This window comes from Anabaena sp. CCY 9910 (assembly GCF_963920875.1).
GTDB lineage: Bacteria > Cyanobacteriota > Cyanobacteriia > Cyanobacteriales > Nostocaceae > Trichormus > Trichormus variabilis.
The window spans coordinates 47,107-71,803 of sequence record NZ_CAWUDJ010000034.1; the positions used below are offsets into that span (position 1 = coordinate 47,107).

Annotated in this window: 19 protein-coding genes, 1 other RNA gene and 1 pseudogene; 13 read left to right on the top strand and 8 right to left on the bottom strand. The window is 42.8% G+C overall.

Features of this window, described 5'->3' with window-relative positions; all coding sequences use genetic code 11:
- Positions 1-67: 67 nt before the first annotated feature.
- Both metK and ACM5QX_RS21560 read right to left on the bottom strand, forming a co-directional pair.
- Positions 68-1,330: a methionine adenosyltransferase gene (gene metK, locus ACM5QX_RS21555; protein WP_414755420.1), complete on the bottom strand. Its 1,263-nt coding sequence runs from the start codon at positions 1,328-1,330 to the stop codon at positions 68-70.
- Between the two features lie 263 nt (positions 1,331-1,593).
- The gene (locus tag ACM5QX_RS21560; protein ID WP_011317639.1) at positions 1,594-2,598 is read right to left on the bottom strand and encodes a phosphoribulokinase; all 1,005 of its coding nucleotides are present in this window, start codon (positions 2,596-2,598) and stop codon (positions 1,594-1,596) included.
- Positions 2,599-3,766: 1,168 nt separating this feature from the next.
- On the opposite strand from ACM5QX_RS21560, the gene petH reads away from it, so the two are divergent.
- Together petH and ACM5QX_RS21570 are read left to right on the top strand one after the other, a co-directional pair.
- A complete protein-coding gene (gene petH, locus ACM5QX_RS21565) occupies positions 3,767-5,089 on the top strand; it encodes a ferredoxin--NADP reductase (protein ID WP_011317640.1) in 1,323 nt (440 codons plus the stop codon).
- A gap of 189 nt (positions 5,090-5,278) precedes the next feature.
- A complete protein-coding gene (locus tag ACM5QX_RS21570; RefSeq protein ID WP_414755435.1) occupies positions 5,279-6,568 on the top strand; it encodes a homoserine dehydrogenase in 1,290 nt (429 codons plus the stop codon).
- Positions 6,569-6,792: 224 nt separating this feature from the next.
- Here the strand turns inward: ACM5QX_RS21570 and ACM5QX_RS21575 are convergent, their stop codons facing one another.
- Entirely contained in the window at positions 6,793-7,224 is a 432-nt protein-coding gene (locus ACM5QX_RS21575) for a CAAD domain-containing protein (RefSeq protein WP_011317642.1), read from the bottom strand.
- 996 nt (positions 7,225-8,220) lie between these two features.
- Here ACM5QX_RS21575 and ACM5QX_RS21580 point away from each other — a divergent pair.
- The 3 genes from ACM5QX_RS21580 to ACM5QX_RS21590 all read left to right on the top strand — a co-directional run bounded on the left by ACM5QX_RS21580 (position 8,221) and on the right by ACM5QX_RS21590 (position 11,139).
- The gene (locus ACM5QX_RS21580; protein WP_010998257.1) at positions 8,221-8,760 is read left to right on the top strand and encodes a DUF3172 domain-containing protein; all 540 of its coding nucleotides are present in this window, start codon (positions 8,221-8,223) and stop codon (positions 8,758-8,760) included.
- A 394-nt stretch (positions 8,761-9,154) separates the two neighbouring features.
- A complete protein-coding gene (locus tag ACM5QX_RS21585; protein WP_414755422.1) occupies positions 9,155-10,390 on the top strand; it encodes a hypothetical protein in 1,236 nt (411 codons plus the stop codon).
- Positions 10,391-10,449: 59 nt separating this feature from the next.
- A complete protein-coding gene (locus tag ACM5QX_RS21590; RefSeq protein ID WP_414755436.1) occupies positions 10,450-11,139 on the top strand; it encodes a M15 family metallopeptidase in 690 nt (229 codons plus the stop codon).
- A gap of 15 nt (positions 11,140-11,154) precedes the next feature.
- Here the strand turns inward: ACM5QX_RS21590 and ACM5QX_RS21595 are convergent, their stop codons facing one another.
- Positions 11,155-11,628 (bottom strand): TspO/MBR family protein, encoded by a 474-nt coding sequence (locus ACM5QX_RS21595; protein WP_414755424.1) that lies wholly within the window; start codon positions 11,626-11,628, stop codon positions 11,155-11,157.
- An 89-nt stretch (positions 11,629-11,717) separates the two neighbouring features.
- A complete protein-coding gene (locus tag ACM5QX_RS21600; protein WP_414755425.1) occupies positions 11,718-12,191 on the bottom strand; it encodes a TspO/MBR family protein in 474 nt (157 codons plus the stop codon).
- Positions 12,192-12,404: 213 nt separating this feature from the next.
- On the opposite strand from ACM5QX_RS21600, the gene ACM5QX_RS21605 reads away from it, so the two are divergent.
- The 3 genes from ACM5QX_RS21605 (at position 12,405) to ACM5QX_RS21615 (ending at position 14,932) form a co-directional block, all read left to right on the top strand.
- Positions 12,405-13,022, top strand: coding sequence for a DUF3611 family protein (locus ACM5QX_RS21605; protein WP_414755427.1), 618 nt, complete (start codon positions 12,405-12,407; stop codon positions 13,020-13,022).
- Positions 13,023-13,127: 105 nt separating this feature from the next.
- On the top strand, positions 13,128-13,505 hold the full coding sequence (locus ACM5QX_RS21610) for a response regulator transcription factor (protein WP_011317648.1): 378 nt from the start codon (positions 13,128-13,130) through the stop codon (positions 13,503-13,505).
- Positions 13,502-14,932 (top strand): sensor histidine kinase, encoded by a 1,431-nt coding sequence (locus tag ACM5QX_RS21615; protein ID WP_414755428.1) that lies wholly within the window; start codon positions 13,502-13,504, stop codon positions 14,930-14,932. The genes ACM5QX_RS21610 and ACM5QX_RS21615 overlap by 4 nt, the downstream gene beginning before the upstream one ends.
- A gap of 16 nt (positions 14,933-14,948) precedes the next feature.
- Here the strand turns inward: ACM5QX_RS21615 and murD are convergent, their stop codons facing one another.
- Together murD and glyS are read right to left on the bottom strand one after the other, a co-directional pair.
- Positions 14,949-16,316: a UDP-N-acetylmuramoyl-L-alanine--D-glutamate ligase gene (murD, locus tag ACM5QX_RS21620; protein ID WP_414755429.1), complete on the bottom strand. Its 1,368-nt coding sequence runs from the start codon at positions 16,314-16,316 to the stop codon at positions 14,949-14,951.
- 84 nt (positions 16,317-16,400) lie between these two features.
- Positions 16,401-18,551, bottom strand: coding sequence for a glycine--tRNA ligase subunit beta (glyS, locus tag ACM5QX_RS21625; protein WP_414755430.1), 2,151 nt, complete (start codon positions 18,549-18,551; stop codon positions 16,401-16,403).
- 233 nt (positions 18,552-18,784) lie between these two features.
- Here glyS and corA point away from each other — a divergent pair, with 233 nt between their 5' ends.
- The 5 genes from corA (at position 18,785) to ACM5QX_RS21650 (ending at position 23,608) form a co-directional block, all read left to right on the top strand.
- A complete protein-coding gene (gene corA / locus ACM5QX_RS21630) occupies positions 18,785-19,927 on the top strand; it encodes a magnesium/cobalt transporter CorA (RefSeq protein ID WP_414755431.1) in 1,143 nt (380 codons plus the stop codon).
- A gap of 61 nt (positions 19,928-19,988) precedes the next feature.
- The gene (locus ACM5QX_RS21635; RefSeq protein WP_414755432.1) at positions 19,989-20,696 is read left to right on the top strand and encodes a hypothetical protein; all 708 of its coding nucleotides are present in this window, start codon (positions 19,989-19,991) and stop codon (positions 20,694-20,696) included.
- Positions 20,697-20,743: 47 nt separating this feature from the next.
- Positions 20,744-21,185: RNase P RNA component class A (gene rnpB / locus ACM5QX_RS21640), an RNA gene on the top strand.
- Positions 21,186-21,333: 148 nt separating this feature from the next.
- Positions 21,334-22,062: a ribonuclease III gene (gene rnc / locus ACM5QX_RS21645; RefSeq protein ID WP_414755433.1), complete on the top strand. Its 729-nt coding sequence runs from the start codon at positions 21,334-21,336 to the stop codon at positions 22,060-22,062.
- Between the two features lie 433 nt (positions 22,063-22,495).
- Positions 22,496-23,608: a Gfo/Idh/MocA family protein gene (locus tag ACM5QX_RS21650; protein WP_414755434.1), complete on the top strand. Its 1,113-nt coding sequence runs from the start codon at positions 22,496-22,498 to the stop codon at positions 23,606-23,608.
- A gap of 135 nt (positions 23,609-23,743) precedes the next feature.
- Here the strand turns inward: ACM5QX_RS21650 and ACM5QX_RS21655 are convergent.
- Positions 23,744-24,643 (bottom strand): annotated as a pseudogene (locus ACM5QX_RS21655) (sensor histidine kinase); the annotation flags it as partial.
- Positions 24,644-24,697 lie beyond the last annotated feature (54 nt).

Consider the following 24,697-nt stretch of genomic DNA (forward strand, 5'->3'; position numbering starts at 1 on the left):
GGGGAATAAAAACATTTTCTTTCCCCTATACCCTTACACCCTTACATCCCTAATTCTGTTGGAGTAACTAGGCGATCGCAGCTGATAATGAATGGGTAACCGCTTGCTTCAAGAAATCCGCCTTATCGGTACGTTCCCAGGGTAAATCTAGGTCGTTCCGTCCCAAGTGACCGTAAGCCGCGACGTCCTGATAAAAACGTCCGCCTCGTTCGCTTGGTAAGTTGCGTAAGTTGAAACTGTGGATAATCCCTGCTGGACGTAGTTCAAAGTTATCTTTAACTAGTCCCAACAAAATTTCATCATCTACCTTGCCAGTCCCAAAGGTATCGAGAAAAATACTCACCGGTCGCGCTACACCAATGGCATAGCTCAACTGGACTTCACATTTTTCTGCCAACCCAGCAGCTACAATATTTTTAGCTACATAACGAGCCGCATAAGCCGCAGAACGGTCTACCTTTGTGGGGTCTTTGCCAGAGAAAGCGCCGCCACCATGTCGGGAATAACCACCATAGGTATCGACAATAATTTTCCGTCCTGTCAAACCAGAGTCGCCTTGCGGCCCACCAATGACAAACTTGCCAGTGGGGTTAACTAAAAAGCGTGTCTCTTGATCTGGTTTAACTTCCAGGTCACCAAACACTGGTTCAACTACAGCAGTCCACAGGTCTTGTTTGATTTTGGCTTGTACTGCCGCTTCATCAGTAATATCCCCAATGGTGGCTGTATGCTGGGTGGAAATCAGCACCGTATCAATGCCAACTGGGCGGCCATCTTCGTAAACGACGGTAACTTGAGTTTTACCGTCAGGACGTAAATAGGACAATTCCCCAGTCTTACGGACTGCTGCTAGTCGGCGAGCAATCCGGTGAGCCAAGCAAATAGGCAAAGGCATCAATTCTGGAGTTTCGTTACAAGCAAAACCGAACATGATACCTTGATCACCAGCGCCGATTTTATCGAACAGTTCTTCACTATCCTGTTCGCGGGTTTCTTGAGCAGTGTTTACACCTTGAGCAATATCTGGTGATTGTTCATCTAAAGCCACAATTACACTAGTGCTGTTAGCAGAAAAGCCATTATCAGCATTGGTGTAGCCAATTTCCGCAATTTTTTGGCGGGCAATATTGGCATAATTAACGTTAGCCTTAGTGGTGATTTCACCGGTGATTAACACCAAGCCAGTATTTACCACAACCTCAGCTGCCACCCGACTAGTAGGGTCTTGTGTCAGCAAAGTGTCTAAAATCGTATCAGAAATTTGATCGCAGATTTTATCTGGATGGCCTTCGGTGACTGACTCGGAGGTAAATAAATAACGTCGAGACAATTCGTATTCCTCCTAATGATAGTATTTTCACTGACTAAGCATTTGAGATATTTAGTCAAGCTACTAATTACTGAAATCATAACAATCTTGACACATCCAGCAGGGAGTATCTTGTTTTTTCGGGTAAAGTTACCCTATCTTTAAGTATTTATATTAGACAATTTTAATTTACCGAAATTATCAATAGGTTGAATATGTTTTCGTAGATACAAAAAAGGGGTACTCGTAAGTACCCCAGAAGTTTTGACACAAAAACTGCTGTATTAAACCTGAACTGCTAGTTTGGCTTCCTTTGCTGTCAAGCGCTCGTAAGCAGCACGCATTTTCAAACCTGTTAATACTTGGAAAAAACCAGTTCCGTTGTTAGAACCGGGATATTCACGGTGTTGGAGCAACAGCTGAGTCAACTCACCTTGATACTTAGTAGATGTATTGCTGAGGTGGGTTTCGATGTAGATTACTTCTTCGAGGTTGTCAAATTGACCATCTACCTCTAGAACTGAGACATAGCGACCGTAGTAAACATCGGAACCGTAGTATAACTGCATTCCGGGGTAAGAACAGGTAAGCTTACGTCCGCAAGGAGTCCAGTTAATTGTTGAACCTTCATCAAACAAGTAAGCGGGTTCAAAACCTTCTTTTCCTTCCCGTTGTAGCATCCGCACCCGCAGGACTTTACGATCTGTATCATCCTTGATCAAGTTGGTGGGCAATACTTGTAGCACCACATCGGCGAATTCTCTTTGAGGTTCGATATATTTTTGGAAATCTGGCTTACGAGAATTGATAGCCGCTAGAACGTCTTCGTAGCGATGACCTCTTTCTGCCATATCACGCTGGATTTTCCAAGCAATCTTGACTTCATCGCTGATGTCAAAGTATACGCTGAAATCGAGGAGCGATCGCACCCGTTCATCATATAAAGGGTGTAGACCCTCAACCACTACAATGTGATTTGGTTTTACTATTTCAGGTGGATCGATTAGGCCGGTTTCGTGGTTATAAATCGGCTTATTAATCGTTTGCCCTTCTTTGAGCGCTTTGATTTGCTCATACATCAGGTCAAAATTGTTGGCCCTGGGGTCGAGTGCGGTGATTCCAGTTTCTTTACGTTGTTTACGATCCAAAGAATGGTAGTCATCTAAACAGATGACTGTCATAAACTCTTCACCAAATAAATCTATCAGACGACGCAAAAACGTAGATTTACCGCACCCGGAGTCTCCGGCTACTCCAATCAGTACCACGCGTTCCGGCTTAGTTGTCATAAATCTCCTCAGATACTAAAGATGTGTCAATCAATAATTTTTCACACAGCAGAATGTGAAGCCAGGAGTTTACCCCATAGGTTTGTCCTGCGTTCTTGCTACTTAACAGCATTAAGTAATCATCCAGATAGGCCTACAACCGAAATTAACGACTGCAATCCTCTGAATATCCTTGATTTATAGCTGGTAAGTATTTAATCCTAGTGGTATAGCTGATTTTAACAGAATGGGGTATCCCATACAAGATTGATTGTCAAGAGAATCTACCGACTGAACAAACATACCAATGATGTAATTGTGGTTTCTAAAATTCCACTAATCACTACTCGTAATCTGTGTAGCAAACTCGTCTATTATTTTGTAAGTTTATATCATTCAGTCTATAAGGTATAAATTTTTTTTGCAGTGAATTTGGGAAGATTTTCGCTAACTTTTTATTTATACCCTCGTCCTAGCTAAAAATATTCTCGGCTGAATCTATCTCCAGAGCGAACCAGCAAGTTGTACAAAAAAGTTATGGGGATCATCTGATACAGATATATAGCCCTGAATTTAAGCATGATCCCAAGGTGCTGATATAGGTTGACAGATGTTTCACATCAAGTAAAACTTATGTTATGTATCTGACTGGGAAAGAGTCTGAGTGCTGGGTGCTGTAAAGCCCTGTGGGCCTAGTTGTGCTTAGAGCGGTAGCAAGGCGTGTAGTCGGTGCTGAGTGCTAAGTAAAAGGCACAGGTTTCTCATCTCTAGTTTATGTTCGCTTTTTCATCTGTCCTGGTGTACACAGTTCATAGTGGCTGCTAATAACAAGTCTTCCCAAGAGGATTCATGTTTGCTAATTGCACTTGAATACAAGACTCAGAACTCAGGACTCAAGACTAATTGCTCTTTCAAGGCAGGCGTATAACTTCACGAAAAAAAAGATTAAATTGATTCATTATTAACATTCTCCACGAGACTTATCCTCTAAGTTAGAAGGTGAACAGGTGTGTTTATTACTATGCCTGCACGTCTTGAGGAGAGTGTAACAACCAAGGCATTGATTGATAATGCTACTTTCTCAGAGTGCTAGTTTTAGTAACGAAAAATCCGATAAACTAAAGCTGGCTTGTGAAGAGAAAAGCTTTTTTGAGAAACGGTTAAGTTAAAGATCGGAGTGGTAGAAGGAATGTCTAATCAAGGTGCTTTTGAGGGTGCTGCCAACGTAGAATCAGGTAGCCGCGTCTTCGTTTACGAAGTGGTGGGTATGCGTCAGAACGAAGAAACAGATCAAACGAACTACCCAATTCGTAAAAGTGGCAGTGTGTTCATCAGAGTGCCTTACAACCGCATGAATCAAGAAATGCAGCGTATCACTCGACTAGGCGGCAAGATTGTTAGCATTCAAACGGTAAGCGCACTACAACAACTCAATGGTAAAACTACCATTGCAACAGTAACAGATGCGTCTAGTGAGACTGCTAAGTCTGAGGGGAATGGTAAAGCCACACCTGTAAAAACTGATAGTGGAGCTAAAGGCTTCGCTAAACCACCAGCTGAAGAACAGCTTAAGAAAAAAGACAACAAAGGCAACACCATGACTCAAGCGAAAGCCAAACACGCTGATGTTCCTGTTAATCTTTACCGTCCCAATGCTCCATTTATTGGTAAGGTAATCTCTAATGAACCACTGGTAAAAGAAGGTGGGATCGGTATTGTTCAGCACATTAAATTTGATCTAACTGGTGGTAACTTAAAGTACATCGAAGGCCAAAGTATTGGTATCATTCCGCCAGGTGTGGACAAGAACGGCAAGCCGGAAAAATTGAGACTCTACTCCATTGCCTCGACCCGGCACGGCGATGATGTTGATGATAAAACGATCTCACTTTGTGTCCGTCAATTAGAGTACAAACATCCAGAAACCGGCGAAACAGTTTACGGTGTTTGTTCTACTTACCTGACCCACATCGAACCAGGTTCAGAAGTGAAAATCACTGGGCCTGTGGGTAAAGAAATGCTGTTACCAGATGATCCTGAAGCTAATGTCATCATGTTGGCAACAGGTACTGGTATTGCGCCCATGCGGACTTACCTATGGCGGATGTTCAAGGATGCAGAAAGAGCAGCTAACCCAGAATACCAATTCAAAGGATTCTCTTGGTTAGTCTTTGGTGTTCCTACAACTCCCAACATTCTTTATAAAGAAGAACTGGAAGAAATCCAACAGAAATATCCCGATAACTTCCGCCTAACTTACGCTATCAGCCGGGAACAAAAGAATCCCCAAGGTGGCAGAATGTACATCCAAGACCGTGTAGCAGAACACGCTGATGAACTGTGGCAATTAATCAAGAATGAAAAAACCCACACCTACATCTGTGGTTTGCGCGGTATGGAAGAGGGCATTGATGCTGCTTTAAGTGCTGCTGCTGCGAAAGAAGGTGTTACCTGGAGTGATTACCAAAAAGACCTCAAGAAAGCTGGTCGCTGGCACGTAGAAACATACTAAGTTGGTTATTTGTCATTAGTCGGTTGTCATTCGCAAAATACAAACAACTGACCACTGACAACGAACAACTAACAAAATTGATGAATTTGTAGGGTGGGCAGTGCCGACCCTACAATTGTTTTGTATATAAATAGCTGGGAAATGATATCTCAGGACTCAGCAGTTAAAACTAAATTTGGTACAAAGTTTGTGGGTGTAAAGCTGGGAATCTTAGGATTAGGTACGGTAGGAACAGGGACAGTGCAACTGCTACAAGATGCAGTTGGTCGTCACCCTTTACTGCAAGAAATAGAAATATATCGGGTGGGAGTACGATCGCCTAATAAATCCCGCGATGTACAATTACAGCCGGAAGTTATAACCACAGATTTAGAGTCAATCGTCAATGACCCGGCAGTAGATATTGTTGTTGAGGTCATGGGAGGATTAGAACCGGCGCGATCGCTCATTCTCCAAGCCATAAATAATGGTAAGCACGTAGTCACGGCTAATAAAGCAGCGATCGCTCGTTTCGGGGCAGAAATTTTTACTGCTGCTAATCAAGCCGGAGTCTACGTGATGTTGGAAGCCGCCGTTGGTGGTGGTATTCCCGTAATTCAACCATTAAAGCAGGCTTTAAGTGTCAACAGGCTGCATACTGTTACAGGCATTGTTAACGGTACCACTAATTACATCCTGACTCGGATGCAAACAGAGGGTAGCGACTTCGGTGATGTGTTAGCTGATGCTCAACGTTTGGGTTATGCGGAGGCTGACCCTACGGCAGATGTAGACGGCTTAGATGCAGGGGATAAAATTGCTATTCTGGCATCACTAGCTTTTGATGGGCGAATTAACTTAGAGGATGTCTATTGTGAGGGGATTCGCCAAGTTAGTAAGACAGATATCGCCTATGCCGAAAAATTGGGATTTGTGATTAAATTACTGGCGATCGCTAAAAATCAGGCTCAAGATGCCACTAAACTGTCGGTAAGGGTTCACCCTACCTTCGTACCCAAAACACATCCCCTAGCCAGTATTAACGGCGTATATAACGCCATTCTCGTAGAAGGAGAACCCATAGGTCAGGTGATGTTTTTTGGCCCTGGTGCAGGTGCAGGTGCAACCGCCAGCGCCGTCACCTCAGATATATTAAGTTTGGTTGCAGCCCTCAAGAGTAATACAACAGCCCCTAATCCCCTATTAACCTGTAGACACGAAGAATATAGCCAAGTTGCTCCCATCAGCGACCTTATAACCAGATTTTATGCCCGATTCCTCACCAAAGACCAGGCTGGTGTAATTGGTCAATTGGGTACTTGCTTTGGAAATCATGGCGTAAGTATAGAATCGATTGTGCAAACTGGCTTTCAAGGAGAACTAGTAGAGATAGTAGTTGTGACTCACGATGTCAGGGAAGGTGAATTTCGCCAAGCCTTAGCAGAAATTCAAAATTTACCAGCTATTGACAGTATTCCTAGCATATTGCGGGTGTTGTAGTAAGTGGGATGGGCATTGACAACTGACACCAATTCTCTATGAAGTTGCACCAAATAAATGATGTAGAGACGTTGTATGCAACATCTCTACAGCCCAGAATAAAGCACATCTTCATGAAGAAACGGTACGACACACACAGCGCAGTAAAAAAATGACCAAGCATAGTTTGCTTGGTCATTTCTCTTATAAAACTGGTCTTGGGCTTTGGTTAGTCAAAAATTAGACTATGAATCCTCTTGACCAACTACTTGGGATTTGAGAGTGGTAATTTCATGAGTTAGCTCCTGTCTGGTCGAAGCTTTCAATAAGTAGCGGTAGACAAACCAAGCAGAGTAACCGATACCAATCAATTCAAACGTTGGTGCTACTAAAGGAATATCATTCAAAGAATCTAAAACTGCTAACAGTACCTTAACTGCGACAATTGATGCCACAATTAAACCCACACTGACTAAGGGTTGTTTGTATTGATTAAAAAAGTTTCCTACGTAATCGGGAAGAGTCGCTAAAAAATCAGAAACTTGTTCTCCATATTTGCGCCATTCCTCTTGAGACTGTACAGGAGGCTGGAGTTTAGTAATAGTTCCTGTTTGGCTGTTGATTTCTGGCACTGTTGCCTCTTTTGACTGGGTTTGGGCGAATTCCGGTTCTTGCATTTTCACTTCCGTAAATTTGACAGTTGAGGTTCTCTATTAGGACAATGACAACCGAAAGGCTGTTGATTAGGCAATGCACAAGTGCATCAGACTGAGTTGGGGAACAGGGTTTGGTATCCTATTAACCATACTTGTCCCATAACATCTACTGCATCAACTACAAGGTAGACGGTCAGTAGGAAGATAGAAGTCAGAAAAATGCGGAATGTAATACAATCAGCACCTTTCTAAATTCTGTTTTCGTGGATCAACTGCAATCTTCAGGTTGTTATTATCCCAAACTGTGTCAGTTGCTCATAATCGTACTCATTTAAGTGCCAATTATGCAAAAATCACTCTACCTCTCATTTATATAAGCATAAACGCCAATTTTATCTGAATATTAAAGCTATCTTAAGCCGTGATGGTCTACGATTAACCATCGATCATCGCCAATTAGCCTATGGGCTCTCAACACTGATATTGAACAGAAATTCTTATAGGTTGAAATCAACTATAGGAATAGTATTTGATTTCTGAAATATACGTAGGGGAGCCACTGCGTTGGACGAAGAAAAGTCTAAGCGGAGGTTTCCTGGCAGTCACGTGAGTGGCCTTGGGCAATGCCCACCCTACAGATACTTAGATATTTTCAATAATCAAGCCGGATGCCGAGAGACATTGAGATTTTCTTATGGTAATACCGTTTCTTGATGTAGCTTGTCTGGCGTAGCCATAGATGTACTTTGTTCTGTACTGTAGAGACGTTGCATGCAAAGTCTCTACATCATTTATTTGGCGCAACTTCATAGAGAATTGGTATGATACGTCAAATATTAAATATTGTCTGAGAAGTAGCGGTCAATTACGTCAATAATCGGCATACTGAAATAGGGAGAGTAAACTAAATCAGTGAACAGCAAACAGTTATTAACATTCTCTTGCATTGATAACTCGTAACTTATTACTGTTAGAACAACTCTCGGCTTTTTCAGGTATGAAGGTTATAAGGCAAGAATGAGACGTAAATCTACTGGTAGATCAACTACTACATCTAAATCTCCTGGTTTCCAACCCTCCATATTTAACTTTGCCACCATTGCTATTTTGGGGGGAGTTCTTGTATTAGGAATTGGAATTGGTATTGCTTTTAGCTCTACAACCACCTTATCTTCATCAAATGTTGCCTCTCGTGAATTTATCGACACGAAAGCACCAAATCCAGAGATTTGTGTCCAGTACGGGGCAAGTGCAATGGTGATGGACGCTCGATTATTTGTGACCCTCAACCCATTTAATGTCTATGTTGCCCAACCTAGTATGCGGCCTGGATGTGTTCTGCGGCAAAATAACTGGGCGCTTTTGGAGCAACGTAAACTTGTCACATCTGATCAAGTTAGAGAATGTAAAAATCGTCTCAACACCTTTGGCTTTACAGGTAATTTAGACAGCGAAAAACCTGATATTAGGTGTATTTATCAAAATGAGTCTGCCCAAAACTTCTTTATGTCTCAACCGGGAGCCGTCGCACCATCTCAAGAAACAGAAAGATTTTAATGAGTTAGAACTGGTAATGGGTAATGGGTAAAAGTCTTTTCTTAATTAGCGATTATTTTCTTATCGTTCGGAATTTTCTGTGGGATGCTATGCGGACGGCGTGAGCGCTCAGTTGAAAGCTGACGATGATGGCGAAAGCCCATTACCAAACTTCAAGACTAAAACACCTATACTTTAAATAGTTAGGTAAATATAAATTATACAATCCTAAGTATAAGTAATATAAAACTATAGGAGTACAATTCGATTTGTGAATTATACATAAGGAAGCCACTGTATTGGATTGGTTTCTTGACTGGAAGTGGTGTTGGGCAATACCCAACCCGTAGATACTTAAATTTGTTTAATCATCAAATCAGATTTCTATATCAATCACTTATCTAGCAAAAATATTATGCCAAATCGTCGTTATCCTTCTCCATACTGGCGCTATCTCAGAGCTAGGTTATTAAATTTGGGCAAACCTAGTTTTTGGGGAACAGCAATTTTCTTATGTGTCGTAGGGCTAGTTCTTCAGCAATACTGGGCTAACCCCGATGTATCAACTAATAATCCAGCAACTCAGAACCCTGTTACAAATGCTAATGACCCCTCTCTTTCCGAGGAAGATAAAGCTATTGCAGCAGATATTGATAATTTGCAGTCTTTGTTTGCTGAAACTGAGCCAATCATTACACCAACAAAGATAGCTAAATCGCAGGAGAATAAAAATAAAACTCCGTTACCTAATACAGCCAACAAAACACAGACTATTGACAGCTCTAAAGCAAATTCAGGTGCCAATTTAGTTAACGGTCAATTGCCTACATCTGTTGGAAAAAGTATTTTTATATCAGAAGCAGAAAACTTATTGCGGTTTGGTGCGACAGATAATAATCAGTTGTTGGGATATAAGATGGGGAATGGTTCCACTGCACCTATAAGAGAAACTGCTAATTCTTCTATACTCAGTCCAGGGTTAGTTAATCAAATTAACGGTAGGCAAAACATTGACTCAAGTACTGTATTACCAACAGGAATGAGCCAATCGTCTAATCAGACAATGTCTAGTCTAAATAATAACCCTTCAGCCATCATCAACCCTACAAGCGTAACTTCCTATGGTGGAGTGACGCAGTCTTTTCCCAGCAGCACTCAACCTAGTCAAGGGTTTTCACCTAGCACGGGTTTAAATGCTGGCTCCAATTATACACAGCCAGGTGCTTACAATAACTTAAATAACGGTCAGTCTGTTCCACTAAACACGAGGTTAAATTCGGGAACGGGTTACATTCAGCCACTTCCTTACAATAACTTGAATAACAATCAGCCGATCGCACCCAATACAGGAGTCAGTTCGGGAACAGGTTATACTCAGCCAACTTTACCGAATCCTGCCAATAATTTGAATTATCTCCAAAATTTACCAAACCAAAATCAATCGACGTCAACCGTCCTGACTGGAACATCACCGATTATTGGCCCCTACTCTGTGCGAAATCCTCGCGCTAACGTTAACACAACTACAAATTCAGTAATTCCTGGTAATTACGGCAATTCACAACTACCCCAATCTAATTTTCCCAATAATGGCTTGCCTCACGGGCAGAATATCAACGGGATGCAAAATAATGGTTACTCTTATCCTTAAAACAAGGTAAATTCTAGGTTTATGTTTAACTAAACCTGCTGAGAGTGATTAATTACCAGATCAGACCTTATCACCAGATACCGATAGTGGAATGTGGTGAACCACTAGTAGAGATTCCTTTGGAATTGTTTGCGTGGGAATCTCCCCATCCTTATGCAAGATTAGGGGCTGCTTACGGAGAATATTCACCTTATTTTTTGCGTCAGAGTGTTGTTAACCGTCTAATAAAAGCTCAACATTATTTAGAGTCGCCGCGTCCTTACTGGCGCATCCAGATTTTTGATGCCTATCGTCCAGTAGCTGTGCAGCAGTTTATGGTAGATTACAGCTTTGCTCTGGCAGTCAAGGAACGGGGGTTAATTGAGGCTGAATTAACGCCGCATCAACGCCAAGAAATTTGGCAAGCGGTTTATGAAATTTGGGCTGTACCGAGTTTGGATGAAAAAACACCGCCTCCCCATAGTACGGGTGCAGCAGTGGACGTGACTTTGGTAGACGATAGCGGACAGGTTGTAAACATGGGTTCACCGATTGATGAAATGTCAGAGCGATCGCATCCAGATTACTATGCCAATAATGAACAACCAGCAGCGCAGGAATATCACGCTCATCGTCAATTGTTGTGTGATGTGATGTTAAAAGCTGGTTTCCAACGCAATCCGAAGGAGTGGTGGCATTTTTGTTACGGTGATCAAATGTGGGCTTGGTTGAGTAATCAGCCTACAGCCCTTTATGGACGCGTGTCATAGTGCTGAGTGCTGAGTTTAAGCGTCTTCGGGATTGAGTTGCCTTAGTTCGTCGGTGGTATATGTGCCGATGGGACTCCATAGTAGATAGGGAATCAGTAATACAGTTGCTAGTCCAGAAATGGGAAGTACGGCGATCGCCAACACAATACCTGCGATGAAACCGCTTAAGCCAATAATTTCTCCTGTTTTGAGACTGCGAAATCTCAACATTAAAGGTATGTAAGTTACGGTGATGATTTCTACTAAAAGGTATAAACCCATTAGTAGCCAAGTGATGATACCGCCTGGATCGTGTTCCCAAACAACATAGGCGGAAGCCGCACCACAAATAAAAATTACAGTCCAAATCAAGGGGATAAATTGCTCAAAAACTAGCCATCGGGGGCGACTTAATTGAGCAAACCATTTAACATCGCGGGGCGTAATAAAGAAACTCCCAACTGCGACTAAGAAAGTTACAGCCCCAATCACTAACCAAGAGGGAATCATACTTTTTCCTATCCCTACGCTTTTGTCCAGTCATATACTGACAGTTTGACAATCGCGGATAGGGGATTAATCAGTCGTTAGTAAGAAGATTAAGCATCTTGAGGATTGAGATGAGCCATTTGCCAAGTAGTGTAAGTACCGATGGGACTCCACAGCAAATAAGGAACTAGTAATAATGCTGCCCAACCAGAAATATTTAAGACGACCAGCGTTAAAATTATGCTGACAACTAAACCTGTACCTCCGACAATTGTACCCACCCGAAGACTGCGGAGCTTAGACATCACAGGTGTATATGCAATAGTTACAATTTCTAATAGCAGATATAAACCCATGATGAGCCACGTTGTATTGGTTCCTGGGTTTTTCTCCCACACAATATAAGCAGACCAAGCACCACAGATAAAAATTACAGTCCAGATTACTGGGATTGCTGCTTCAAATGTTAGCCATCTGGGTCTTTGCAGGCGGTTGAACCACTTGCGATCGCTCGGTGTCATTACATTAGCAGCCAAGGCTACCAAAATAGCCACACCACCAATCACCATCCAAGATTTAATCATGCCCCTTATTCCTTAGCAAATGCTATGTATCGCTTAAATATGCCTTATTCTGCCTATATTTTGGCAATTAGAACCCCAATTACTCATCAATCCTAAGTTTGAGATAGACAACTTTATGTCTCCAGGCTGGAGGGGGGTTCTGTCTGTGGGTGGGGGTATGTATACAAGAGGAGAAATATCGTGGTGGTTGGGGGATGAGCCAAGGAAATTGATATGGAAGCGGAATCAGAAATGCGATCGCCGACGGTGGGCGGAAGGTCATCGTCTACTGTAAGTGGAATGCCATCTGTAGCACCAACACTATACGGAATTGCCAATACAATTCGGCTCACAGGCTGGATTATCCTTTGGGTACAATTGGGGCTGGCTGTGGTAACTGGTTTAGTTTTACTATTTGCCTCCACTGGTCGCGGCTTTACCGATCAACCGAATGCAGGTTTAGGAATTGGGATATTTTGGGCTGTTTGTGGTCTTATAGCCTTGTTATTTAGCGTTTATTGGGATTTTCGTTACACCCGCATCGGGAAGCATTTAGCAAATCCTAATCCAGCTTTGCATCCAAGTAAGGCAGATACCAGCGCGGCTATTAGGCTAGGAATAATAGTAAGTTTAGCGGGAATACTACTAACCCTTGTAGGTGCTGGTGCAACCTTGGGTGTACTCATCGCAAAATCGATTTCTCAACCGCCGGGAGTTGCCATTACTGACCCCAACAAAATTATCAGGGCGCTGGATGTGTTTGTCATGGTAGCAAATATCAATGGTATTGCTGCCCATTTTGTCGGGGCGATCGCTTCAATTTGGTTACTTGAGCGAGTACATCAACACTAATTGGGAATGGGAGAGCAGCAAAGTAGTTCACTTTGTATCTCTAGAAAGATGCCAAAAATCTCACTCATTGTCAGTCTATACTTAGGAGTTAATGATCAATGACAAATGCCCCACGTCTTACTGGTAGATGATGAAGTAGCCCTATGTGAAAGTCTCGCTTATACCCTACAAAAAGAGGGCTATACAGTGACGACCGTCGCAGATGGACAGAGTGCAATTAAACAATTCCATAAACAAGTACCGGATGTAATTTTGCTGGACTTGATGCTACCAGAAGTAAGCGGAATGGAAGTTTGTTGGCGCATTCGGGCATTTTCCGACGTGCCAATAGTAATGTTGACAGCTAAAGATCAAGACATAGATAAAATTTGGGGTTTGGAAGCGGGAGCAGATGATTACGTCACCAAGCCATTCAATACCCGTGAGCTTTTGGCACGCATTAAAGCCGTGTTACGTCGTCGCGCTGGAGAGCAGCCAGCATGAAAGGCTGGCGGCCTGCTATTAAATTAAATACCATTCATTCCAAGTTGTTAGCTACTTATCTGCTGCTGATAGTCTTGGGGACTTCCTGTATGGCCAGCTATATTCTCTGGTCTTTCCATGTTTACTTTATGCGATCGCGACAAAGCGACTTAGAGAACTGGACAAATGCTTTGAGCGAGAGTGTAGCAGATGCTTTGGAAGAAAAAAATCTGCAACGCGTCAATCTATTAGTGCAGAGATATGGTGCACCACAAAACCTTACACTCCGTATTTTTAATCAGAAAGGTAGCTTGCTAGCCACTTCTGATCCCAATTTAGATCAACAAGTTCAAAACTGGTACGCAGTTCCGGGAATGGCTGAGGCTCTGCAAAAACGTCAATCCCAGGGGGTCGCTAAAGGTATTTTATCGCGTAAAGATCGCCTGTATGTTGCCAAACCCATTATGCGGAACGGTCAATTTCTGGGTGTGCTGCGAATGTCAATTACTTTGGAGCAATTTCAGCGTCAGTTTGCAAGAGTGATTGTTAGTGTGCTGGGTAGCTTGGCGTTAACTATCGTTTTATGCGCGTTGATTAGCACGCGCTTTGCTCGCAGTCTTTCTAGACCAATTGAAATTATGGGTAACTTCGCAATTCGGTTGGGTAGTGGTCAATTTGGCGATACCTTAATTATCCATGAGAATAATGAATTGGATCAGCTAGCGGTGGAACTGAACCGGATGAGTGAAAGATTAGCCTCTCTAGACCAAGAGCGCAGAACCTTTCTGGCAAATGTTTCTCATGAACTCCGCACACCTATTAGCAATGTTCAGGTGACAGTAGATGCACTGAAAGGGGGAGCTTACGAGGAACCTCAATTGCGCGATCGCTTTTTTCAAACAATTGAAAATGAAACTAAACGTTTATCACGACTGATTCATGACCTGTTAGATTTAGGACGCTTAGAAGCGGGGGTCAGCCAGCTAGAACAGCAAAATTTATCATTATCAGGTTTGATCAACCGTGCGGTTAATGCTATGGAACCTAGAATGCAGGCTGCTGGCGTATCATTGCAAGTTAAAGTAACCGATTTACTCATCCAAGGTGATCCAGAACGCCTATTACAAGCCATTTTGAATTTACTGGATAATGCCATCAAACACTCACAACCTGATTCTCAAGTCTTGATTTCTGGCTACAGCGACGGTAAACAAGCAGTTATCAAAATTCAAGACCAAGGCAATGGCATTCGGGAACAGGATTTACCCCGAATTTTTGAACAGTTTTATACAACAGATCCCTCACGCACAGGTAAAAGTAGCGGTTTAGGACTAGCAATTACTAAACGAATTATAGAAGCCCATCAAGGACGTATTACAGCCAACAGCACTGCCCATCAAGGGGCAACCTTTACCATTTATCTCCCGTTGCCAGCAAAAAATAACTAATTCTTCTCTGCTCCCCTTACGACCCTACCAATTCCAGACACAATTGACGAAAATGATCGCCCCGTGCTTCAAAATTGGGGTATTGGTCGAAGCTGGCGCAGGCTGGGGATAGTAAGACTACGGGGGCTTGATGGTGTTTAGCTAAGTCTAGCGATCGCCTCACCGCTTGTTCCATCGTCTCCACAATTTCATAATTGGTATAGCCGATTTCTTGTAGGCGTTGGGCAAATGCTGGTGCAGCGTTGCCAATGAGTAATACGGCTGATGTTTGCCCTTGGATTTTCGCTAACCAAGCTGCATCATCCCCTGGTTTGGCTTCACCACCAGCAATCAAAATCACTGGGCTTTTCACCGATGCTAGACCTACTTCCGCCGCATCGTAGTTGGTAGCTTTACTGTCGTTGATAAAGTCAATGCCTTGCCAAGTGCAGATATGTTCCAATCGATGGGCAACCCCTGGAAATTCCCGCACCGCCTTGTCAATGGCATGGGGGGGAATATCTGCTAAACGGGCTGCGGCTACTGCCATGAGGAGATTTTGTAGGTTGTGCGCCCCTACCATACGTAAAGCTTCAGCTGCAACAATTCTGTGAGGTGAGGAGTTTGGCTGTAATTGTTCTACCACCCAGCCATCTTCAATATAAAAGCCCTTTTCACCAATTAGGTAATCTTTTCCTTTGACACTTGTCCAATAGGCATCCGGCCAATGACTTGCACCTATTTTAGATAGGTAAGCATCATCACCATTGAACACTTGTAAATGAGATTGACGTAATAACTTGGCTTTAATGTCGTAATAGTTTTCTAACGTCTTATGACGGGCTAGGTGGTCTGGGGTGAAGGTTGTCCAGATACTAATATGGGGGGCTAAGGTAAGGGAAGATTCTATTTGATAGCTGCTCATTTCCCCAATTATCCAGTCGGGGGGCGTTTCTGCTAGGGCGACTTCACAAGCCGCATAACCGATGTTACCGCAGGCGGGGGCATCGAATCCGGCTGCTTGAAAGATAGCGGCGATTAAAGCAGTGGTGGTAGTTTTGCCATTAGTGCCGGTAATTCCTACCCAAGGCAAAGACTTTAAATGTCGCCAAGCCAATTCCATTTCGCCGATAGTTTCTATGCCCAATTCGCGCGCCTTGACTAAGGCGGGAATATCCCAAGGAACGCCAGGACTAACAACAATCAAATCGGGTAAAGCACCAGCAAAATCTAGCGAATACCCTAATTCAACTGTGATTTGTTCTTTAGCGAGTTCTTGTTGCTGTTTAAGGAGGGTATCGGAGGTATTGCGATCGCTTAGCTCTACCTCCCAACCTTCCCGTTTCAACAATCTCGCCGCAGCAACACCGGACTTTCCTAATCCAACTACATGGGCTTTGGACATAGACTGTGGCAGAGTTCCCTGGTTAAGCACTCATAATGGTAGCGCTTAATGGGCAAAAATTACACCACTTTTTATTGCTTTATACTACAGATTTTTCACGATCGCCCCAAAGTCAGCTAACACACGGGCATGATTCCGCAATAATCCCAGGATATTTAAACGATTGCGCTTGATTTCTGGGTCGGGATCAATCACTAAAACGCTATCCGCCCCATCAAAGAAGTTACTCACCGTAGGCGCAATTTCCACCAACCCCGCTACTAACAATTGATAGTTGCGTGACTGTTGTGCTGCTTGGGTTTGGGGTACTAGCTTGAGCAAAGCATCGTAAAAAGCTGATTCGGAAGGCTTTTGGAATAGTTCGGGACGGACTACAGATATGGGGTCTAGCTGTTGGGTATCTAAATCACCTTGGGCTGCTAGGCGTGTGGAACGGTTCACGGTTTCGTAAATTTTATCTAGTGTACCGTCGCGGCGGATTTGTTGCAGATAGAGAGCGCGATCGCGCACATCTAGTAAATCCTGTAATGCCCTTGCTTGATACTCTTCGTCATTCTCTCCCAATACTGCATTAACTAAGTCGTAGTCAATTTGCTTTTCTTCTTGCAATAAAGTGCGGATACGTTGTAAAAAGAACTCATTTAAGGCTGTGATTAATGGTGCTTGGTCTTTGTTGTATTGGGTGGCAAATTCGGTGACTGTTTGTGCCAGTAAACTAGCTAAGTTGATTTGTAAATTAGCAGCCCAAGTAATGTTAACTACAGCGTTGGCGGCGCGGCGTAAAGCAAAGGGGTCAGATGAACCTGTGGGAATTAAGCCCAAGCCAAAGATACTCACTAAGGTATCGAGTCTATCTGCCAAACCGACGACTTGACCTGTGAGGGTTTGGGGTAAGATGTCATCGGCTCCTCGTGGTAAATAATGTTCAAAAATTGCTGTGGCAACTTCTGGACTTTCCCCGCTAGCTACAGCATACTTTTGTCCCATGATTCCCTGTAGTTCTGGGAATTCAAACACCATTTGGGTTACTAAGTCAGCTTTACATAATAAAGCGGCTCTTTGGATATGTTGGCGATCGCTTTCTCCTAATTGCAGTTGAGCGCTAATTTTTGCAGCAACCTTAACAATTCTCTCTACCTTGCCACGTAGAGATCCCAAATCTTCTTGAAAGGTGACTGTTTCTAATTGGGGCAAATAAGTTTCTAAACTCTTGGATAAATCGGTTTTATAGAAAAACTGACCATCTGCTAATCTAGCCCGAATCACTCTTTCATTACCAACAGCAATCACATCTGATTTAGTGGGGTCGCCGTTAGAAACGGTGATGAAATAAGGTAAAAGTTCTTTATGATCCCCAGTCTTGAATACAGGAAAATAACGCTGGTGACTCACCATAACGGTGGTCGTTACTTCCGTTGGTAAGGTTAAAAATTCTTCTTCAAATTTACCGACTACTGGGGAAGGCCATTCTACTAAGTTAGTAACTTCCTCTAACAAATCTGGGTAAATTTCTGTATAACCGCCCAATTTTTGGACTGTAGTTTCTACTTGTTCCTTAATTATCGCTGCCCGTTCCTTAGCATCTACAGTTACATAACCAGAACGCAGTGTGTTGACATAATCACTGGCTTGGTGGATTGTAATCGGTGCGGGATGTAAAACCCGATGACCGTAGGAGATGCGATCGCTCTTCACTGTCAAGGAACCATTCACCAATTCCAGGGGTAAAATCGCCTCATCTAATAAAGTAACTAGCCAACGAATGGGACGAGAAAACCTAACATCCCCATCACCCCAACGCATCAACCGCTTACCTTCTAGGTGATAAATCCATTGAGGGACAAGTTCGGTTAAAATTTCTGCCACAGGACGACCGGGCGTTTTTTTCTGGACAAAGACAAATTCCCCCTTATCCGTGGGGCGTACCTCTAATGCCTCTAGTTCTACCCCTTGCTTTTTAGCAAAACCGACGGCGGCTGGAGTTGGTTGACCATCTTTAAAAGCTGCTTGAGCTGGTGGGCCTTTGATTTCCTCTTCCCGATCTGGCTGTTGGGATGGTAAACCTGTGATGAGTACTGCCAAACGCCGGGGAGTCCCGTAGACCTCTACAGATTCACTGGTGAGGCTATTAGCTGCTAAACTCTGGGGAATCCGCGATCGCCACTGAGCGATCGCACCACTGAGAAAGCTTGCAGGTAATTCTTCTGTTCCAACTTCCAATAAAAACCCAGGCATAGGACTCTATTTTTAACTTTGCGTAGCTTAACTTTATCAATTCCAACAGTTTACCTTGCGGTCAGGCTGACGAATAAGGAACTAGGAAGTAGGGTGTAGGGGTATAAGGGTTTAGGGGTGTAGGGGAAGAAACTCTTACTCAGCACTCAGGAGGCAGTGAGAGAGAAGCGAACTTTTGACCATTGACCATTGACTCTTGACTCTTTCAATGAATAAGTATCGGGTATAACTGCATGATTAGAAAACTGCGTCGCTTTGCCAAAGTAGTCAATAAACCATACAAAGATGAGTTCTATCACTACCCTGGAACCATCCCCGGAACCATTATTATTGATGCAGATGCGCCGCCACCAGAAATTGATTTAATTGACTATAACCAAACTGATTTTACTCACCGGCGAGTTGCAACCCCGGAAGAATGCGTTCCCTATTTGGATACGGAATCTGTGACTTGGGTAGATGTCCAGGGTTTGGGTAATCAAGACATCTTAGAGCGAGTGGGGCAAATTTTTGAATTACCGCCTCTGGTGTTGGAAGATGTGGTGAATGTCTCGGAACGTCCTAAAACAGAGGATTACGACGACCAATTATTATTTATTGCCCGGATGGTTGTACCGAAGGAAAGAGAGTTTGGGTTTTATAGTGAGCAAGTCAGTCTAGTCTTAGGTAAGCACTACTTGTTAAGTATTCAGGAAGAACCAGAGCATGATTGCTTTGAAGGCGTGAGGATGCGAATTGAAAAAGGTAAAGGGACTATCCGTCGCCAAGGAGCCGATTATTTAGCTTATGCTTTGCTTGATGCGATTATTGATGGTTTTTTTCCAGTTCTGGAACGTTACGGAGAAGCACTTGAGGATTTAGAAGAAGAGGTAATTGTTAGTCCTACGCGCCAAACACTGCAAAAAATTTACCACGTCAGGCGCGAATTATTACAACTGCGTCGCGCTATTTGGCCGCAACGAGATGCGATTAATTCTTTGATACGCGATCGCAGTCAACTAATTAGCCCAGAGGTGCAAATCTATCTCCGCGATTGTTATGACCATGCAGTACAAGTCATGGATATGGTGGAAACCTACCGCGAGTTAGCCTCTGGGTTGATGGATGTATACTTATCAGCAGTTGGTAACAAAATGAATGAAGTCATGAAACTACTGACAGTCGTTTCATCAATCTTTATTCCCCTAACTTTTGTTGCAGGTATATATGGCATGAATTTCAATACAGAAAAATCGCCATACAATATGCCTGAGTTGAACTGGTATTGGGGTTATCCCCTGTGCTTAGGAGTTATGGGAGCGATCGCTTTTGCATTACTCTTTCTATTTTGGAAACGAGGTTGGCTAGAAAATTCTTCTATGATTGAGCGTGATTAATATTGAACTTTGCCAAGGGGTTGGGTAAGAAAAATTATTATATGGAGTTTATATATTAAGTATGACCAGGAGTACTGACCAAAATTTACTTGTCTTAACAATCTATATTATCGGTGTATCTTATATATTTAATCGCATGGTTGATGCCATTGACGATCGCATCAAATATGAGTTTAAAAAATCCGTAGTAGATGACCAACTAAAGGAGCAAGAGCTAGACGACAAAATTGGTATATCCTTTAAACTTGCAGCCTCTAACTCCTATGATGACGTTAAAGACCTCTCAATCAGCATTGAGAATAAATCTGATGATGTCGCTATTTATGTAGACTGGGACAATAGCTCTTTAGTAGTCGAACATTCCAAACAATCACGGCGCGTTATTAGAAAATCACCAGATTTGACCCGTGATTTAGCCGTACCACAAAGCCCTAGTTTAATTGTTCCGAAAAAGACATTAACAGAGTCAATTACAGCCGAAGATGTCTTCGAGCGTGACAAAGAAACCGGCACTTATTCAGCGAAAAAACCCTTAATTAATATTACAGGGTTACAAAAAGGCGGGCCACCCCAGAAAAAATTGCATAGCGAATTCATGAATAGAGGTAAGGAAATAGATTTTTCCCTACAACTAGTACTGCGCGTAACTAAAGTACGTGCAGGTTTTGCTCCTGGGTCAGAATTTCCTCCCATATCCATTATTAATTGCCCCTTCACTATCAGAAAATTACCTTGGACTTACGCCCTACCCTGGAATAAAAAGAAATAAGCAAAACAGACACAAGACACCATCCAAGATTACACTGGAGCTAGGGAGAGAGTAGGCGTTGGCGGTTGCAGACCAGTTAGTTTAACTGATTTGAGGAAAGTCCGGACTCCCGAAAGACCAGACTTGCTGGATAACGTCCAGTGCGAGCGATCGTGAGGATAGTGCCACAGAAAAATACCGCCAAAACAATTCAAAATTCAAAATTCAAAATTCAAAATGAACAATTTTGGATTGTGCATTTTAGTTATGAATTCAATTTTGGTAAGGGTGCAAAGGTGCGGTAAGAGCGCACCAGCAGTATCGAGAGGTACTGGCTCGGTAAACCCCGGTTGGGAGCAAGGCCGAAGGAACTATGGTTGGTCTTTTACCAGTTCCGTTATCAGAGAGCCGCTAGAGGCGTTTGGTAACAAACGTCCCAGATAGATAATCGCCCTCGTGTAAAGCAATTTACACAGAGAACAGAACCCGGCTTACTACCAACTCTCTCCTCTTTTTGTCAATAGTCAATAGTCCATAGTCAATAGTCATTAGTCATTAGTCATTAGTCAAAAAAACGACCAATGACAACTGACAACCGACAACTGACAACCGACAACTAACAACTGACAACTGACAACTGACAACTGACAACTAACAAATGACTCTTGTGTATCCCCGCCGACAAAGGCAACTCGAAAGTTTAGTAAGAAAATTAGGTCTGCCAACAACAGCACCCATTAAGTGGGAATTGCTGGATTTGGCATTGACTCATCCTACTGTGTCTGAATCAGCCAATTATGAACAGTTGGAGTTTGTTGGTGATGCAGTGGTAAGATTAGCGGCTGCTGTGATGCTATGGGAGACTTATCCTGATTGCCCTGTAGGAGATTTTGCGGCAATTCGTTCAGTATTAGTGAGCGATCGCATCCTCGCCCAATTAGCCAGAGAATATGGTTTAGAATTACATTTATTGGTTGCTGGCAGTGCCACCAGTGACAAAATTGGTCAGGAGTCCCGATTAGCAGATGCTTTTGAAGCTGTTTTAGGTGCGCTTTATCTCAGCACTTCTAATCTAGAACTCATTCGCCCTTGGTTAGACGTTCACTTTCGCCAACTAGCAGCCGAAATTCGCCTCGACCCCGCCAGACTCAACTACAAAGCCGCGCTACAAGAATGGACGCAAGCACAATTTAAGGTGTTACCTGAATATCGAGTCGTCGAAATCAATCAAGCTAACCGCACCCAAGAACGTTTCGCCGCCGAAGTCTGGTTACACGGTAACAAACTCGGTGAAGGCAAAGGACGCTCTATCAAAGCCGCCGAACAAGCAGCCGCCAAAGTAGCCTTTTTGGCTATCACTCCTCCAGAAGAAATTGGCGGTCAATAGTCATTGGTCAATAGTCCATAGTCAAAAGCAATTACACGTAACTATTGACGCTTCATCATTTACCAGTGACTATTAACTAATAACAAACATAAGAGATAAGGGAAGACCAAAAAATAAATTATTCCAAATTGACGGTTATTAGGGTGCGTCAGTATGAATAATTTCTTGGTACAGCTAGGTTTTTTCGCACTAACGCACCCTAAATTTTAGACATTTTTTTATCTGGAAGTCCCTAAGTTAGCTCTTTACGCCCCTCTCCGCGTCGGAGAGGGGCTGGGGGAGAGGTCAAAAAAAACTTGTCGAACTTCTAAGAAAACAGAAAGTTTTCTTTCGCACTTCCCATAGGTGCGCTTTTGTCGGTGAATCACGTTGTTATTAAGCTGTATATAAAACAACTAGCTTCTAATGACCATTGACTATTGACTATTGACCAATGACTAAAATCGCTGTTATCGGGGTAGGACGCTGGGGAGTACATTTGTTGCGGAATTTTTTAGCACATCCGCAAGCGGAGGTTGTGGCAATAGTTGACCCCCATCCAGAAAGGTTGGCTGTAGTTAAGCAGCAGTTTAATTTGCCTGAAAATGTTCTATTAACAACTCAGTGGTCTGACTTACAACAAGTACCAGGATTAACAGCAGTAGCGATCGCCACTCCAGCTACCACTCACTACGCTTTAATTAAAGACGCTCTGGCTCAAGGCTATCATGTTCTGGCAGAAAAACCCCTAACCTTAGACCCTACAGAATGCCAAGAACTTTGCCAATTGGCAGAACGACGGCAATTAATACTCATGGTGGATCATACCTATCTATTTCACCCAGCCGTTGAGGAAGGTCAAACTGTCGTTCAGGCTGGTAAATTAGGTGAGTTACGTTATGGCTATGCTACACGCACCCATTTAGGCCCTGTCCGTCAAGATGTTGATGCCTTATGGGATTTAGCCATCCATGATATCGCCATCTTTAACAACTGGTTAGGTAAAGTACCTGTGAGTGTACAGGCGACGGGTACAGTTTGGTTGCAAGGTGAGGGGAAAGAGGCAGGGGGCAGGGGGCAGGGGGCAGGGGAGGCAGGGGGAGAACTGACTGCAAGATTTTCGCCCAATCCCCAGTCCCCAATCCCCAATCCCCAATCCCCAGAATTAGCCGATTTAGTTTGGGTAACGTTGACTTACCCCGATGGTTTTAAAGCGTATATTCACTTGTGCTGGTTGAATAATGATAAGCAGCGTCGCCTGGCGGTGGTAGGAAGCCTTGGCACTTTAATTTTTGATGAAATGTCACCATCATCACAATTGACTTTATTGCATGGTGAATTTGAACGTCAGGGAAATCTATTTTTGCCTGTAAATCAAAGCCGAGAAGTATTAGAACTCAAAGTCGGCGAACCTTTACAACGAGTTTGCGATCGCTTTATTACTTCTGTTCTCCAGAATACACCCCCAAGCATTTCTTCTGGTTGGGTAGGTACAGAGTTAGTCAAAATTCTCTCTGCTCTAACTACATCTCTCCAACAAGGCGGCCAATCTGTTTCTCTTCAATAAAATTTATAATAATTTACACAACTAATACAACACGAAAAAAAATTTAAAACCCCCTCTCCATCCCAGACTCCGTAGGTGCGCCTCTGTTGGAGACTCACGTTAATTTAAAAGCGTCATAGCTTAATCAGTTAAGAATTAGGAATTATGAATTACAAAAAGATTAACCCGCTCTAGATCAGTATACTCTTCTAACTCTGTTTTTTTAGATCCGTAGTTTTCATTACAATCTAAAGGTATTGCTTCTGGATGCTTAGAGGAGAAGGAATCAGTTCCCTTAATTTCCTCATCTCCTTCTGAATTTTTCTGGTTTTTATTATTATCTGTGGCTGATAAACCTAATAAAGAGATATCAATTAATGGCAAAGTAATATTAACTGTTGTACCTTGATTTATACCAGCACTCTCCAAAGTGATAGTACCACCCATAAGTTCAATTAAATTGCGTGAAATAGCTAATCCCAAGCCTGTACCTTCAAATTTTCGTGTGGTGCTACCGTTCACCATCACAAAGGGACGGAATAGTTTATGTTGTTGAGCAGGTTCAATTCCTAAACCGGTATCTGTAATACTAACCATCACTTGCGATTTACCATCAATTCGAGTTTGAATGGTTGTCGCAATACTAATACCACCTTCATCGGTGAATTTAGTAGCATTACCAATTATATTAATTAATACTTGTTTTAATTTAGCTGCATCCGCTTTTACGGGAATGGGTTCTGTGCCTAAGTTGGTTTTCAGTTGCAAGCCTTTTTGTTGAACATTGACTGACTGTAAATTGATTACTTCTAAAAGTGTTTGCCGTAAATCTAAAGGTTGGCTAACTACAGAAAGTTTCCCGGCCTCAATCTTAGAAATATCAAGTAGTTCGTTAATAATTCCTAGTAAATGTATAGCTGTTTCATCTGCACGCTGAAGAAATTCTATTTCTTCTTCTCGATTATCACACAAGCCATCCTTAACTAAACGTACGCAGTTGATAATAATATTTAAGGGGTTGCGTAATTCGTGAGAGGTGGTAGCTAAAAACTGACTTACGTCTAATGTGAATTAAAGAGAATGAGACTGGAAGGTGAGAACATCAATACC

Coding starts and splice junctions, on each gene's coding strand:
- ACM5QX_RS21560 (WP_011317639.1), bottom strand. CDS start 2,598: ATGACAACTAAGCCGGAACGCGTGGTACTGATTGGAGTAGCCGGAGAC.
- petH (WP_011317640.1), top strand. CDS start 3,767: ATGTCTAATCAAGGTGCTTTTGAGGGTGCTGCCAACGTAGAATCAGGT.
- ACM5QX_RS21575 (WP_011317642.1), bottom strand. CDS start 7,224: ATGCAAGAACCGGAATTCGCCCAAACCCAGTCAAAAGAGGCAACAGTG.
- ACM5QX_RS21580 (WP_010998257.1), top strand. CDS start 8,221: ATGAGACGTAAATCTACTGGTAGATCAACTACTACATCTAAATCTCCT.
- ACM5QX_RS21585 (WP_414755422.1), top strand. CDS start 9,155: ATGCCAAATCGTCGTTATCCTTCTCCATACTGGCGCTATCTCAGAGCT.
- ACM5QX_RS21595 (WP_414755424.1), bottom strand. CDS start 11,628: ATGATTCCCTCTTGGTTAGTGATTGGGGCTGTAACTTTCTTAGTCGCA.
- ACM5QX_RS21600 (WP_414755425.1), bottom strand. CDS start 12,191: ATGATTAAATCTTGGATGGTGATTGGTGGTGTGGCTATTTTGGTAGCC.
- ACM5QX_RS21605 (WP_414755427.1), top strand. CDS start 12,405: ATGGAAGCGGAATCAGAAATGCGATCGCCGACGGTGGGCGGAAGGTCA.
- ACM5QX_RS21610 (WP_011317648.1), top strand. CDS start 13,128: ATGCCCCACGTCTTACTGGTAGATGATGAAGTAGCCCTATGTGAAAGT.
- ACM5QX_RS21615 (WP_414755428.1), top strand. CDS start 13,502: ATGAAAGGCTGGCGGCCTGCTATTAAATTAAATACCATTCATTCCAAG.
- murD (WP_414755429.1), bottom strand. CDS start 16,316: ATGTCCAAAGCCCATGTAGTTGGATTAGGAAAGTCCGGTGTTGCTGCG.
- glyS (WP_414755430.1), bottom strand. CDS start 18,551: ATGCCTGGGTTTTTATTGGAAGTTGGAACAGAAGAATTACCTGCAAGC.
- corA (WP_414755431.1), top strand. CDS start 18,785: ATGATTAGAAAACTGCGTCGCTTTGCCAAAGTAGTCAATAAACCATAC.
- ACM5QX_RS21635 (WP_414755432.1), top strand. CDS start 19,989: ATGACCAGGAGTACTGACCAAAATTTACTTGTCTTAACAATCTATATT.
- rnc (WP_414755433.1), top strand. CDS start 21,334: ATGACTCTTGTGTATCCCCGCCGACAAAGGCAACTCGAAAGTTTAGTA.
- ACM5QX_RS21650 (WP_414755434.1), top strand. CDS start 22,496: ATGACTAAAATCGCTGTTATCGGGGTAGGACGCTGGGGAGTACATTTG.